The sequence below is a fragment of the Chryseobacterium sp. YR221 genome (assembly GCF_900176315.1).
Taxonomy (GTDB): domain Bacteria; phylum Bacteroidota; class Bacteroidia; order Flavobacteriales; family Weeksellaceae; genus Chryseobacterium; species Chryseobacterium rhizosphaerae.
Genome location: NZ_FWXM01000005.1, coordinates 117,730 through 132,539 on the forward strand (window position 1 = coordinate 117,730; position 14,810 = coordinate 132,539).

The window sequence follows — 14,810 nt, forward strand, 5'->3', positions numbered from 1 at the left end:
ATTAATTGACTCATAAAAAAATCTGCCTCTTTTTCGGGAGGCAGACTTCAATCACTTATTTCACTTAAATAAAAAAATTATTTCTTTTCTAAAGCTTTAACGCTGATCTGAAGAGTTACCTCATCTTTAAGAACCCCGTTTTCAGCCGGAGCCTGGAATTTCACCCCAAACTCTTCTCTTTTAATATCCTTCGGTTCAGTTGCTACGCTCACTTCGCCTTCTTTTACAGAAACATTGGCTTTAAACTGAACTGGTTTTGTAATTCCCTTAATGGTTAGGTTTCCATCTAAAAGCGTATTATAATCACCTTCTGTAGACGGTGTTACTTTTGTAATTTCATAAGAAGCTGTCGGGAATTTCTCTACTTCAAAGAAATCACCACTTTTAAGATGACCATTTAGTTTTCCTAAATCTTCAGGACTGTCTTTTAAATCCACGGAAGTTAAAGAATTCATATCAGCAACAAATTTACCGCTTTCCAGTTTTCCATCTTTTACGGTAACATCACCACTTTCAAACTTGATCGTTCCAAAATGGCTGGTATTTTCAGATTTAAATACCTTGTACCCTTTCCACTCAACTTTACTGTTTAGCGTATCCAAAGTATACTGGCTACCATCTTTGGTAGTGGTCACTTCATTACTTTCGCTGGTAAGCGGTTTGTCTTTTTTACAAGAAATGACAACAGCCGCCACAAATAAAGCAGGAATAGCTAATGAAAACAGTTTTTTTCTCATCTTTGATATATTTTTATTACTCCCGCTAATATAATAAAAAAAAATGTGTTTTCATAAAAACCTTACATTTGTAATATGCTATTAGAAATTAACAATTTATTTTTCTCCTACACCAAAGATAATCCCCTGTTTCAAAACCTTAACCTCAGGTTTGAAGAGAACAGAATTATTGCTCTTGCAGGAGAAAGCGGATGCGGAAAATCTACCCTTCTCAGCCTTATTTATGGGCTTTTTGATTGGGGAAGTGGCGAGATTATTTTTAACGGAACCCGGCTTTTAGGCCCCAAAGGAAATCTTGTTCCCGGGGAGTCTGAAATGAAATTTGTAGCACAGAATTTTGACCTTATGCCTTATGCTACCGTAGCCGAAAATGTAGGGAAATTCATTTCTAATATCAACTTAAATCAAAAAAAAGAAACTGTAATGGAACTCCTGGAAGTGGTAGGACTTCAGGAATTTGCTCATGTACTTCCTAAAAACTTAAGCGGAGGACAACAGCAGAGAGTTGCCATTGCCAGAGCACTTTCCGTACTGCCCAAACTGCTTATCCTGGATGAACCGTTCAGCAATCTTGATTTTCCAAGAAAAATTGAGCTTCGTGAGCGACTTTTCCGATATGTAAAACAACAGGGTATTTCTTTGATTATTTCTACCCACGAGCTTCAGGATATTATGCCATGGCTTGATCAGATCGTTATTCTTCAGGACGGAAGACTAATTCAGAATGACAGTCCCGAAGAGACTTACAGAAATCCTTACAACACATATGTTGCCAAGCTATTTGGTGAAGTGAATATCTTCAGTGAAGATGAAGCTCAGACGTTTGGGTTATCAAAGTTTTCTTATTATCCCAAAGAAATAAGAATCTCCCAAGATGGGCTTAATGCTGACGTGCTTGAAAGCCGTTTTGCAGGAAATTATTATTGGAACAAAATTATGGCGAAGGATAAGGAACTGATCATCTATACTGATGAAAAATTAGTGGATACAATTACGATAGCATTTGAATAAATACATTCAGTTTTATTGTTGGCTATTCACCCCCTCCTTTGCTTTACCAGCAGTCTTTATCAATATATAACTCAAAGATAATCTTACACTTATCCACAATTTGTGGATAAAAAAAATACAAACATAAGAAACTGTTTATGAAACTTTTTCTTACATTTGTATTTCCACAGCATAAGGAAATTTTTGGTTAATTCTCTTTCTGCCTTCCTAGACCAGACATTAGCAGTCTTGCAATTAGGTCTATTGAAAGAGTACACTGTCCAATCTTTTCCTTTTTTTATATCCGGACGATAAGCATCAATTTTTTTAAATCAATGGCTTATGCTTTCTTTACAAATTCCGACTTTAAAGCCATTGCTCCAAATCCATCTATTTTACAGTCGATATTATGATCACTTCCCGGTCTTAAGCGGATATTTTTCACTTTAGTACCAGCTTTTACAGGTTTTGGTGCTCCTTTTACAGGAAGATCCTTAACCACTACTACAGAATCTCCATCCTGAAGTTCATTACCGTTTGAATCCAATATTTTTCCTTCCGAAGCTGTTTCAGAAGCAACTTCTTCAGGGTTCCATTCATAGAAACACTGGGAACATACCATCATATTATCACTTGGATAGGTAAACTCCGAGCTGCATTTTGGGCAAAGTACTGTATCACTCATATTTTAATTTTTTGCAAAGGTAGAGCTTTTTGTATGATAGAGTCAAGACCAATGAGTAAGATAAAGGGTTTCGGATGTCAGATGTTAAATACTAGACGTAAGGGAAAGAATATTTTCAGAACATTCGAAAAGAATAATTGACAGTAAAGCAAATCCGTTATTCCATGGATTTTAAAACCTCAATTTAGCGCCCTTAATCTGGTAACCCGAAACCTGGACACCTCAAGTGTCAACTTTAATTCGTATTTTTGCAGATTCAAAACAGCGAAGCAAACTTATGGAACTTATTCACAGAAACTTAGCGATCGGAATTCACGATGCTTTACAAGAAACATTTTTCGAGAAAAATAAATACGCTGATAAAGTAATCGAGAGACTATTAAAAGCTAACAGAAAATGGGGAAGCCAGGACAGAGCCGTTGTTTCCGAGATTTTCTACAATATTATCCGTTGGAAAAAACGCCTTGAGTACTATATGGGCGAAGGTATAAAGCCCAACAATATTTATAAACTTATCATTGCATACCTGCTTTGGAGCAAGACTAACTATAAAAAGTTTGAAGAATTTGACGGTATTAAAATTGCTGACATTCTTACTAAACTTAAAAAGAATACAGTTCCTACAAAAGCAATAGAGCATTCTATCCCTGAATGGTTAGCAGAAACTCTTGAAAAAGAATTAGGTGCTAAATGGGAAAGAGAAATGATTGCCTTGAACGAACAGGCCCCTACAGTTCTTAGAACCAACTCTTTAAAAACAACTACTAAGGAACTTATTTCTGATCTTTCTGATGAAGGTGTTACAGCTTTCTCTATCAAGAATTATCCTGATGCCGTTCAGTTGGAAGAGAAAAAGAATGTATTCCTTACAACAGCATTTAAGGAAGGTTTATTTGAAGTTCAGGATGCATCTTCGCAAAAAATCGGTTATTTCCTTGATGTAAAAGAAGGTCAGAGAGTGATTGATGCTTGTGCAGGAGCAGGTGGAAAAACACTTCACCTGGCAGCATTAATGAAAAACAAAGGTCAGATTGTGGCATTGGATATCTTTGAATGGAAACTGGCTGAATTGAAACGTCGTGCAAAAAGAGCGGGAGCCCATAATATTGAAACCCGTATGATTGCTGATAATAAAGTTATCAAGCGTCTTCACGAGAAAGCAGACAGACTTTTAATTGACGCACCTTGTTCAGGCCTTGGTGTTTTAAAAAGAAACCCTGACAGCAAATGGAAAATTGATCAGGCTTTTATTGACAGAATTAAAAAAGAACAACAGCAAATCCTTCAGGATTACTCCAAAATGCTTAAAGTAGGAGGAAAAATGGTATATGCAACTTGTTCTATCCTACCGTCTGAAAATAATGGACAGGTAGAAGAATTCTTAAAAAATAATCCGGGATATAAAATGATCAAGGACGAAAAAGTAATGCCAAGTGAAGGGTATGACGGATTCTATATGGCTTTGATTGAAAGACTATCTTAGTCGTTTTCCCTACCCTATAAAAACAAAAGCTACTCCATTTTGGAGTAGTTTTTCTTTTTTTTAATACACGCATGTAACATTTCCGCTCTATTGTCTACCTATTCTATAGATTATAACCGTTTTGATGCTACGGAAAGTTAAAATAACTTTGTAGCAAATTCGTGTATTTATGTTTAGAAGAATTATTTTTTCCATTGTCACCATTTTCTTAATGAGTCTGATTTCTGCACAGACTTATGAAATCCAATATCAAAGTTCCTATAACGGGAAATTACAATCCGATCAACCTGCTATAATAGTTTGGGTTAACGGAAAAGAAAGCTTTATTCTAAACAGCACAATTAAAGAACAGAAAAGCAGTTATCCTTTTGAGGTGACCAAGATTGAGAGACCCTCCAATACAATTGTTTCCTATGGTTTTTTTAAACCCGGAGAAATTATTTCCAGTTCAGACACAGAGTCTGTAGGAAAACAGAATTTCGAACTCACCAGCGAAACCAAAAAGATCCTGGGTTATACCTGTAAAAAAGCCATTACCAAAGTCAATTCAAATACTATTGAAGTTTGGTATACCAACGATTTAAACCTTAAAGGCGGGCCCTCTGCTTTAGGACAGGATCTGGGATTGGTATTAGAGGTTGAGAGAAATAAAAATTCATTAATTACCGCCCATTCTATCAAGAAAATAAAAAATACAGGGATTGAAAAGATCATCAATACCCCTATACAGTCCACAGATGTATTAGGATATAAAGATCTGCTTTGGAAAAGCAGATTTACAACATTGAAAGTTTTTGATCAGGAAACGGTCAATTTCTCAGAAGCCTCCAAATCTGATGAGAAGGTAAAAAGATATGCCAACGGAACAATTATCCTTAAAAAGATTAAATTTCCTGCTATTGGGGAAGGCGAAAATATTTTTGCAGAGCTGAAGCAGCAATCGAACGGTGATGCCTACGACAGAACCGGAACTGTTTTTTTTATTCCACAAGACAAAGCATTATCTTTTTTGGATGGTTTAGAGAAAGGAATAAAAACACTTCCTGCCTTTGACAATGGAAACGGAAAACAGTACTACGGAGTATCGGCTACAAAAGATTACAATCCTGCCGTGGAAATGATGAGATTTTTTACTCCTTTTGGAATCCAGCAGTTTAATCATATCCAATTAAAAGGAAAAACCTGGCAAACTATAAATCCTTACCGACAGGATATTACAGAACTGAAACCTTCTTTATCGGGAAAGGAACTTTGGGTAGGAGTATTTATTGGTAATTATGATAAAGGCGGACACAAAGTCAGTCTCGAAATCACGATCCATAAAAGCGATCAGGCTGTTCATAAGAACAATGTGATTATTCCTTTATTCAATACCTTAAATATTATGGAGATGGCAGGTCAGGATTATTCTACGATGTTTAATAAAGATCAGGGTCTTTGGATTGATTTCACATTAGAAAGAGAAATAAAAAATGCTCAGCTGAGATACACTACTACCGGACATGGAGGTTGGGAAAACGGTGATGAATTTATTCCGAAAGTCAATACAATTTCTATGGATGGAAAAACAGTCTTTTCCTTTGTGCCGTGGAGAACAGATTGTGGTTCTTACCGTTTATACAATCCGGCTTCGGGAAATTTTCAGGACGGCCTTTCTTCTTCAGACCTCAGCAGGTCAAACTGGTGCCCCGGAACGGTTACCAACCCAAACTTCATTCCTCTTGGCGACCTGAAAGCAGGAAAGCACAGTATACAGATCAAAATTCCTCAAGGCCCTACGGAAGGAACAAGTTTCAGTTCATGGAATGTTTCCGGAACCTTACTGGGGGTACAATAAAAACAAAACCTTCTTGCATGAGAATTGCAAGAAGGTAAAAACACAAATGATGAAAAAAAATTATTTCGAGCCACAAAGTAAGGGTTAAAATTCATTAAATAAATTACCATATATTAATAAATATGTCATTTTTATTTTGTATATGGATATTAGAGACATTTGGCTAACGAAAAAAATTAATCAAAAACATGCAAATCGATACAAATAGTTAATATTTTTCTTTTTCAAAAACTATTTAATTAAAAAAATTAACTTTTAAACATTTTTTATTGTTATTTATAAACAACACATTTACTTTTGTTTCATAAATAATAAGAACATGTGTGGAATTGTATGTCTATTTGACGCCAAACAAAAAACCGAAATATTAAGACCTCAGGTTTTAGAAATGTCAAAAAAAATCCGTCACAGGGGACCGGATTGGAGTGGAGTATTTCAGGATGAGAAAGTTGTTTTTTCTCACGAAAGACTTGCTATTGTAGACCCTACTTCAGGAAAACAACCCTTATTTACGAAAGACGGAAAAGTAGTATTAGCTGTAAACGGTGAAATCTACAACCATAGAGAATTAAAAGAAGAATTTCCTGATTATGAGTTTCAGACTCAATCCGACTGTGAAGTGATCTTAGCCCTTTACAGAAAATACGGAAAAGATTTTGTTGAAAAACTGAATGGGATTTTTGCATTCGCATTATACGATACTGAAAACGAAGTATACCTGATTGCCCGCGACCATATGGGAATCTGTCCTCTATATCAGGGATGGGATAGAAACGGCAATTATTATGTAGCTTCCGAGTTAAAAGCACTGGAAGGGGTATGCAAAACAATAGAAACATTTTTACCAGGGCATTTAGTATACAGCAAAGATGGCAGCGAACTTCAGCAATGGTACACAAGAGACTGGGAAAGTTTCGATCATGTAAAAGATAACACCACTGATATTGCCAAGATCAGAAAAGGTCTTGAAGATGCTGTCCACAGACAATTGATGAGTGATGTTCCTTATGGAGTACTTCTCTCCGGAGGTTTAGATTCTTCAGTAATTTCTGCTATTACTGCGAAATTTGCAAGACAAAGAGTTGAAAGTGGTGACACTCAGGAAGCATGGTATCCAAGACTTCACAGTTTTGCTGTAGGACTTGTAGGATCCCCCGACCTTGCAGCGGCACAAAAAGCGGCAGAACATATCGGATCTGTTCATCATGAAGTCAACTTTACCGTTCAGGAAGGACTTGACGCTGTGCGTGACGTCATCTATCATTTGGAAACCTATGATGTGACAACCATCAGGGCTTCTACCCCAATGTATCTGTTGGCAAGAGTCATCAAATCTATGGGAATCAAAATGGTACTTTCCGGGGAAGGTTCTGATGAGCTTTTTGGTGGATATCTGTATTTCCATAAAGCGCCTAACGCCAAGGAATTCCATGATGAAACCGTAAGAAAACTGAGCAAGCTTCACCTTTACGATTGCCTGAGAGCCAACAAAGCATTAATGAGCTGGGGAATAGAAGGCAGGGTTCCTTTCCTGGATAAAGAATTTATGGATATTGCGATGACTCTTAACCCAAAAGATAAAATGATCAATATCGCTGAAGGTAAAATTGAAAAATGGGTATTGAGAAAAGCATTTGAAGATCTTCTTCCGCCCTCTATTGCCTGGAGACAGAAAGAACAATTCTCAGACGGTGTGGGATATTCATGGATCGATACTTTAAAAGAAGTAGCAGAAAAAGAAGTAACGGATGAAATGATGGCTAATGCAAAATTCAGATTCCCGCTGAACACGCCTCAAAACAAAGAGGAATACCGTTACCGAACTATTTTTGAAGAGCATTTCCCAAGTGAAACAGCAGCTGCAACGGTACCTTCTGTGCCTTCTGTAGCCTGCTCCACTCCTATTGCTCTGGAATGGGACGAAGCATTCAAAAAAATGAACGACCCAAGCGGAAGAGCTGTAAAAGTACATGAAACATCTTATTAAGATACAGGTTTAGAGCTTAGGTGATCGAGATTTGAAATATAAGGACAGATCAGAGTGAATGGTAAATCCATATTTATTAATTATGATATTATATTGATTCGTCATTCACTTGCAAAGCAAAATTCACCCTGATTTTGAAAGTTTTTTATTTTAACTTCCAGGTTCTATCATCTAACTTCTAATGCAATAATTTATCAATCCTGTAGCAATACAGGATTTTCTTTTGAATTAACGGCAACAATATCGACAGAATTTAGGTGACAATCAAAAATAATATCTAATAAATAATTATATTTGGAAAACGAAAATATCAATTATAAAAAAAATGAGAAGAAACCTTACTGTTTTGTTTGCCTTATTATCTATAAGTTTTGCTTTTGGACAGGGAAAATTTGGCAAATACCTGAATTCAAAAAAGCTGGCTTTAGCCTACAAAAGTGTGAAAGATGTTGATAAAGATGATTATTATCAACAATTCTACTGGCTGGTAAAAGCAGAACAGCTTAAAACGTATCCTCACCTTAAAGATGTAAAACCTGCAGTATTATATGAGTTTGTGAAGAAAGTAAATCCTCAGAACCCTACTAAAAAACTGGATGACAGAAGTAAAGAATTGAGAGCTACAGCAGAATTATCATTGAATCAATATTTTAAGAATAAAAAATTTGAAAACAATTCTGTTTTAATGTATAATCTTGAAACGTATGTAGATCCTTCTAAAGGACAATATTACACGAAAGTTGATCCGGAAAAAATCAAAGAACTGGTTCCAAAAGAATTGTTTGCTTTTAATTCTAACAACAGAAATATGGGAGAAGAGAAAACATATTATCTTTGGATCGATAAGAAAAAAGATGATTTCAACATTGTAGATATCATCCCTAACGAAAAAGAAGATAAGGCCTTCTACACAAGATTAAGACAATATCTTCCAAGTTATAAGTTCTCCAAATATGTTCCTTCTGTAAAAAAAGGAAACAAGTCCGATAAAACAGACGTAGATTATTATTATATCATGCCGTTTGAGCAGAATACCGATAATATTGAATACAAAACAAAAGATTTCAAAACTTATATTCTAAGCCAGTACAGAAAAGCCGGTGATGAGTGGAAAGGAGTAGAAAAACCTAGAAAATAAATCAAAAAGTCCTGTGATATCTCGCAGGACTTTTTTAATTTTATATGGATTTCTTTATCTAAAGATTCAAACTGCTTAAAGCAAGCATTTTTCTTCAAATAAATAAGCCTGGAAGATTTTAGATATTTCAGCCTATATAAAATGACAGAAGCGACAACTCCACAACAGACCTCAATAAAGAAAATTCTTCCACTGATCCTGGCTACAGCGATTTTTATGCAAATGCTGGATTCAACGATTCTGAATACATCTCTGCCCTCCATAGCAAAGGACCTTCATGAATCTCCGCTTAATATGCAGAACGCTATCATCAGCTATGTTCTTACCTTAGCCGTTTTCATGCCTGCCAGTGGATTTTTGGCAGACAGATTTGGAACAAAAAAAATATTTATTTTTTCTTTAATCCTATTCAGCCTCGGCTCTTTATTCTGCTCCTTGTCTCAGAACCTAACACAGCTTGTGATATCAAGAGTTGTTCAGGGAGTTGGGGGAAGTTTAATGACTCCTGTTGGTAAGCTGGCCCTCATTAAAACCTTTGATAAAAATGAATTGCTTAAAGCGATGAATTTTGCCATTATTCCCGCGCTTATCGGTCCGGTACTGGGTCCGTTGGTGGGTGGTTATATGGTTGATTATCTTTCATGGCACTGGATATTCCTGATCAATATACCCATTGGGATTTTAGGAATTGTTTTGGGATTAAAATTTATGCCGAATTATAAATCTGAGAATGTAGATTTCGACTTAAAAGGCTTTTTAATCTTTGCCGCCGCTTCTCTGTTGCTTTCGGTTTCGTTGGAACTTTTTGGAGATATACAGAACATCACCCCGGTCCTTCTGGTTTTCATTATGGGCTTCCTGTTTCTTTATTATTACTACAAACATGCAAGAAGAGAAGGAAATCCTATTTTCCCTCTGAATTTATTTCAGGTAAGAACATTCCGTGTAGGAATTGTAGGAAACCTTGCCACAAGACTTGGAATCAGCTCGGTGCCACTACTCCTTCCGCTGATGATTCAGATTGCCTATAAACAGTCTGCCGTTACTTCCGGATGGATCATTGCTCCAATGGCTTTAACGGCAATTTTCGGAAAGTCCTCAGTCATCAAAATTCTTGACAAATATGGCTATCGGCAGACCTTAATGATCAATACATTCATCATTGGAACCCTGATCTGTCTTTTGGCTATTCCTGACATCCATACTTCTTTATACTGGTTTGTTCCTATTATCGCAATTTTGGGGTTCTTTAACTCTATTCAGTTTACTTCCATGAATACAATTTCCATTGCAGATCTCCGGAATTTTCAAACCAGCAGTGGTAATTCTTTAATATCTGTCAACCAACAGCTCGCCATTGGTTTTGGAATTGCTTTCGGGCTGATTGTTTTAAAAATATTTGAAAATACAGATCTTATCAATGGTGAAATTCACAATGCCTTCCGCTGGACTTTTCTCACCGTAGGAATATTAACTATTTTATCCGGCTTTGTTTTCAGAAGGCTTCATATTTCGGATGGTAAAAATATGAAATCGAAGGAAGACTAATTCATTTTCAAAAGAAAATACATGCCTATAACACACATTATCTGTTATTTAAATAAAATTCAAAGCTCGACATTTTGTCATTTCTGGTTGATAAAGATGTATATCCATACCATATAATATCTCCATGCATCCATTCATTTACCCGGTAGTGTTCATCTTGCAATCATTTTGTGAGTACACCTGTATTTTCTTACGAACTTAACACAGATCAATGTATTTTAGTCTTAGCTATGGTATTTTTGTGTATATAAATCAACAATATTATGGCAACTAAAAAAGTAGAAATTGTAGTATCTCCTAGACCTGCACATTTTGTAGGTGACGGTTTTAGAGTTCATAATTTTATACCGGGAGTACATGGATTAGACATGAAAAGAATGGATCCATTCATTATGCTTGACTACAATTCAAAATTTCATTTTAACGGCACAGATACACCCAGAGGTGTAGGAGTTCATCCGCATAGAGGTTTTGAAACAGTTACCATTGCCTATAACGGAAAAGTAGAACATCACGACAGTGCCGGTGGAGGAGGAATTATAGGTGAAGGTGATGTACAGTGGATGACAGCTGCAAAAGGAGTTTTGCATAAAGAATATCACGAAACTGAGTGGTCAAAAAAAGGAGGAATTTTTCAGATGGTTCAGCTTTGGGTCAATCTTCCTGCAAAAGACAAGATGAGCAGTCCAAAATACCAGGCTATTGAAAATTCCAACATGGAAAGAGTAGATCTAGGGAACAATGGACTGGTAGAAGTTATTGCAGGAGAATATCAAGGACACAAGGGTCCTGCCACTACTTTCACTCCCGTTAACATGATGAATGCAAAACTTAAAGCAGGGGGAAAAGCAGAATTTAATTTCCCGGCAAACTTCAATACCACCGCGTTGGTGATTGAAGGAAGTATCATCATCAATGGAGAAGAAAAAGTAAAAGCAGATCATCTGGCATTGTTTAAGAATGAAGGCAACACTTTCACAATCGAAGCTACTGAAGATGCTGTTGTTTTGATTTTAAGTGGTGAACCTATCAGTGAACCTATCTATCCTCATGGTCCATTTGTGATGAATTCCAGAGAAGAAATCATGCAGGCTTTTGAAGATTTTAATACCGGAAAATTCGGTTACCTGGAAGATTAGCAGAATTAAATTTATCTTAATCTTTACTTATTCCTTTTTTACTAACTTTATATAATGTTAGGTTAAGCATAGAATGTTTATTTAATAGACTCAGTATTTAATAAACAATATTTAAAAAATTATTACAGTAGATAATATATGATTTGTTGACGGCCTTACAGACTACAGAAATCTGTAAGGTTTAGTCATCAGTCATTTTTATCCATCAGAGAAGATTTTCCAGCCTATCATTTTTTAATACCACAGTTTATGAAACCAGAATTTGAAAATATACCTCTTGTAAAAGCAGATACAAGATTTGAAATAGAATTTAACGGACATTATGCATTCATTGATTATCGCGAAACGACTCATCAAATTGCACTTATCCATACGGAGGCCGAGCCTGAGCTTGCAGGAACCGGGGCAGCGGTAGCCGTTGTAGAAAAAACATTGAACTTTATTGAGGAAAGCGGAAAGAAACTTTTACCATTTTGTCCTTACGTTTTCGCTTATATCAAAAAACATCCGGAATGGAAGCGTATTGTTGATGAAAAATTTGAAGGATATCATCAACTTTAATTCCATCCTACAAGTATTTCAATTAAATTAAACCATAAAAAAGTATCATTATACTATGTCAAATATTGGACTTATCATCGAAGAAAAAGCAGCAGATATCGGAAATTTCCTGGTAGGAAGACTTCTTCCTTTCCGTGAGAAAAGAGCGGTAGGCCCTTTCGTTTTTATCGACCATATGGGCCCTTCGGAGCTAAAAGATTATCAAAACCTCGATGTTCCACCGCATCCACATATTGGGTTATCAACATTAACTTACCTGCTTGAAGGATCTATTTTTCATAGAGACAGCATAGGAAGTGCGGTTGAAATAAAGCCCGGTGCTGTTAATTGGATGACCGCCGGAAAAGGTGTGGTACATTCTGAGAGAACCCCCGAATATTTAAGACACAACGATAAAAGGCTTCACGGATTTCAGATCTGGGTAGGTCTTCCAAAGCATCTCGAGCAGTCTGAACCTGCTTTTCACCACATCGAAGAAAATGATATTCCGGTTTGGGAAGAGGATGGAATTCAGTACAAACTTATTGCCGGTGAAGCATTTGGAAGAACATCTCCTGTTCCTGTACACAGCAAACTTTTTTTCCTTGAGATTAAAACAAAAGAAGCTAAAAAAATAAGCATAGGAAAAGATCTTTATGGGGAAGCAGCCATGTATGTTCTGGATGGAACAGTAACCACGGATGGAAACTCTTATGGATCAAAACAGCTGATGATTGCAAAGGATACAACACTTTGTGAATTCGAGATGAGTGAAAACGGAACGGTTTATCTTTTCGGAGGAGAACCTTTTGATGAAGAACGGTTTATATTCTGGAATTTTGTAAACTCTGATAAAGAGATGCTAGACCAAGCTAAAGTAAACTGGAACGATCAGAATCATGAGGCATTTCCTTTGGTTCCCGGTGACGAGCAGGAATACGTTCCACTTCCTAAAGCTATTTTAAACAGAAAATAAATTTAGTCAGCAGTATAAAAAACCATGAAAATATTAGCATTTGCAGGAAGCACCTCTTCCACTTCCATCAACAGAGAACTGGTAAAGTTTGTCTTAAAGGATTTTCAGGATGAAGAGATCAATTTTATTGACCTCAATAATTTCAGCATGCCTGTTTTTTCCGTAGATCTTGAAAAGAAAGGTTTTCCGGATGAGGCGCATCAGTTTCTCCAAGTGATTGAAGACTGTGATGTCATTATCTGTTCTCTTGCAGAGCACAACAGATCTTACAGCGCAGCATTTAAAAATGTTTTCGATTGGGCCTCAAGGATTAATGTAAAGGTATTTCAGAACAAGCCCATGCTTTTGATGAGTACCTCTCCCGGCGGTTATGGCGGCGGAAATGTAATGAATACAGCCAAAACGTTTTTCCCTCAGTTTGCAGCAGATATCAAGGATACTTTTTCATTGCCCAAATTTTATGAAAATTTCGACCTTGAAACCGGTGTTATCAATCCCGATATGCTGAATGATTTGAAAACTAAGATAGAAAATTTTAAATCTCAGGTAAAAGCTAATGAATAAAGGAAGGCTGGAGGCGTTCAGTGACGGCGTTTTAGCCATCATCATTACCATTATGGTACTTGAACTGAAAGTACCTGAAGGTAGTAGCTGGTCTAGTCTCAAGCCTCTTCTTCCTAAATTTCTAGCCTATATTTTCAGCTTTATCTATGTAGGAATTTACTGGAACAACCATCATCACCTGTTTCAGACGGTAAAAAAAGTAAACGGCAGTATTCTCTGGGCGAATCTTCACCTTCTGTTCTGGCTCTCTATGATGCCTATTGCAACAGAGTGGATTGGAACAACCCATTTTGCCAAAAATCCAGTGGCCGCATATGGTTTCGGGCTTATCATGGCTGCTATTGCCTACACCATTCTGGAGCATGTCATCATCCGGTGTGAGGGAGAAAATTCAAAGCTGAAAGAAGCAATACATTCGAAATATAAAGAATACATCTCTATTATATTTTACGTTCTGGGAATCGCTACTTCATTTTTTTATCCTTATATTGCCATAGGTTTTTATTATATCGTGGCTCTCATATGGCTGATTCCGGACAGAAGAATCGAAAAAACATTAAAAGAAAATTAATATGGAAACACACGAATATCCCAACGGCGACATTACTGTCATCTGGCAGCCTCAAAAGTGTATCCACTCGGCTGTATGTGTAAAAATGCTTCCTAAAGTCTATAATCCTAAAGACAGACCCTGGATAAAAGCAGAAAATGCAACACCTGGAGAACTTAAAGAACAAATAGATCAATGCCCGTCAGGAGCATTAAGTTATAAATTCAACACACAAAAATAATGGCGGTAACAGTAAAAGCTAGTTTAGGAAAAACAAAATATTATACAGAGGTAACAGCTGGTGATAATAAAATCATCACTGACGAACCTATTGATAAAGGTGGGCAGAACAAAGGTTTCAACCCTATGGAAATTCTGGCAACCTCTCTGGCTAGCTGTACAGCGGCCACTTTAAGAATGTATATCGAAAGAAAGGAGTGGGATGTGGAAAACATCAATGTAGAGGTAGAGCTTGAAAATTATCCGCTGACCAAAAGAGCAATTTTCAAAAGAGACATTACCTTTGAAGGAGTTCTGGATGATGAGCAGATGAAAAGACTGCACACTATTGCCGATGCTTGCCCTGTTCATAAAATACTAACCAACGATATAGAAATACTAACTAAATTCTCATAA

The 14,810-nt window shown here is 36.5% G+C and carries 15 protein-coding genes; 13 read left to right on the forward strand and 2 right to left on the reverse strand.

All coding sequences use genetic code 11. From position 1 onward, the window contains the following. Positions 1 to 77: 77 nt before the first annotated feature. Positions 78 to 737, reverse strand: coding sequence for a YceI family protein (locus B8967_RS15555; RefSeq protein ID WP_084086693.1), 660 nt, complete (start codon positions 735 to 737; stop codon positions 78 to 80). A gap of 75 nt (positions 738 to 812) precedes the next feature. Here B8967_RS15555 and B8967_RS15560 point away from each other — a divergent pair, with 75 nt between their 5' ends. Then, positions 813 to 1,748, forward strand: coding sequence for a sulfate/molybdate ABC transporter ATP-binding protein (locus B8967_RS15560; RefSeq protein WP_084086694.1), 936 nt, complete (start codon positions 813 to 815; stop codon positions 1,746 to 1,748). Between the two features lie 319 nt (positions 1,749 to 2,067). Here the strand turns inward: B8967_RS15560 and B8967_RS15565 are convergent, their stop codons facing one another. After that, complete coding sequence (locus B8967_RS15565; protein ID WP_047495223.1) at positions 2,068 to 2,412, reverse strand: zinc ribbon domain-containing protein YjdM; 345 nt, start codon at positions 2,410 to 2,412, stop codon at positions 2,068 to 2,070. Between the two features lie 277 nt (positions 2,413 to 2,689). Here B8967_RS15565 and B8967_RS15570 point away from each other — a divergent pair, with 277 nt between their 5' ends. From B8967_RS15570 to B8967_RS15625, 12 genes are all read left to right on the forward strand, one after another. Beyond that, on the forward strand, positions 2,690 to 3,895 hold the full coding sequence (locus B8967_RS15570) for an RsmB/NOP family class I SAM-dependent RNA methyltransferase (RefSeq protein ID WP_047495226.1): 1,206 nt from the start codon (positions 2,690 to 2,692) through the stop codon (positions 3,893 to 3,895). A gap of 169 nt (positions 3,896 to 4,064) precedes the next feature. Further along, positions 4,065 to 5,732: a GLPGLI family protein gene (locus B8967_RS15575; protein ID WP_084086695.1), complete on the forward strand. Its 1,668-nt coding sequence runs from the start codon at positions 4,065 to 4,067 to the stop codon at positions 5,730 to 5,732. 319 nt (positions 5,733 to 6,051) lie between these two features. Then, positions 6,052 to 7,719, forward strand: a complete 1,668-nt coding sequence (gene asnB / locus B8967_RS15580) for an asparagine synthase B (protein WP_047489066.1) — start codon at positions 6,052 to 6,054, stop codon at positions 7,717 to 7,719. Positions 7,720 to 8,044: 325 nt separating this feature from the next. Further along, complete coding sequence (locus B8967_RS15585) at positions 8,045 to 8,857, forward strand: hypothetical protein (RefSeq protein WP_047489069.1); 813 nt, start codon at positions 8,045 to 8,047, stop codon at positions 8,855 to 8,857. A gap of 141 nt (positions 8,858 to 8,998) precedes the next feature. Continuing rightward, positions 8,999 to 10,405 carry an MFS transporter gene (locus B8967_RS15590; RefSeq protein ID WP_084086696.1) on the forward strand — a complete coding sequence of 469 codons (1,407 nt, stop codon included), beginning with the start codon at positions 8,999 to 9,001 and terminating at the stop codon, positions 10,403 to 10,405. A 263-nt stretch (positions 10,406 to 10,668) separates the two neighbouring features. Further along, entirely contained in the window at positions 10,669 to 11,544 is an 876-nt protein-coding gene (locus B8967_RS15595) for a pirin family protein (protein WP_047489074.1), read from the forward strand. Between the two features lie 249 nt (positions 11,545 to 11,793). Further along, positions 11,794 to 12,105, forward strand: a complete 312-nt coding sequence (locus tag B8967_RS15600) for a GNAT family N-acetyltransferase (protein ID WP_047489077.1) — start codon at positions 11,794 to 11,796, stop codon at positions 12,103 to 12,105. A gap of 55 nt (positions 12,106 to 12,160) precedes the next feature. Then, positions 12,161 to 13,060, forward strand: coding sequence for a pirin family protein (locus B8967_RS15605; RefSeq protein WP_084086697.1), 900 nt, complete (start codon positions 12,161 to 12,163; stop codon positions 13,058 to 13,060). Between the two features lie 24 nt (positions 13,061 to 13,084). After that, positions 13,085 to 13,624: an NADPH-dependent FMN reductase gene (locus B8967_RS15610; RefSeq protein ID WP_047489085.1), complete on the forward strand. Its 540-nt coding sequence runs from the start codon at positions 13,085 to 13,087 to the stop codon at positions 13,622 to 13,624. Beyond that, positions 13,617 to 14,195 (forward strand): TMEM175 family protein, encoded by a 579-nt coding sequence (locus tag B8967_RS15615; protein WP_047489088.1) that lies wholly within the window; start codon positions 13,617 to 13,619, stop codon positions 14,193 to 14,195. The genes B8967_RS15610 and B8967_RS15615 overlap by 8 nt, the downstream gene beginning before the upstream one ends. A 1-nt stretch (position 14,196) precedes the next feature. Then, complete coding sequence (locus B8967_RS15620; RefSeq protein WP_047489091.1) at positions 14,197 to 14,415, forward strand: (4Fe-4S)-binding protein; 219 nt, start codon at positions 14,197 to 14,199, stop codon at positions 14,413 to 14,415. Then, a complete protein-coding gene (locus B8967_RS15625) occupies positions 14,415 to 14,810 on the forward strand; it encodes an OsmC family protein (RefSeq protein ID WP_047489096.1) in 396 nt (131 codons plus the stop codon). Before B8967_RS15620 ends, B8967_RS15625 begins: the two co-directional genes overlap by 1 nt.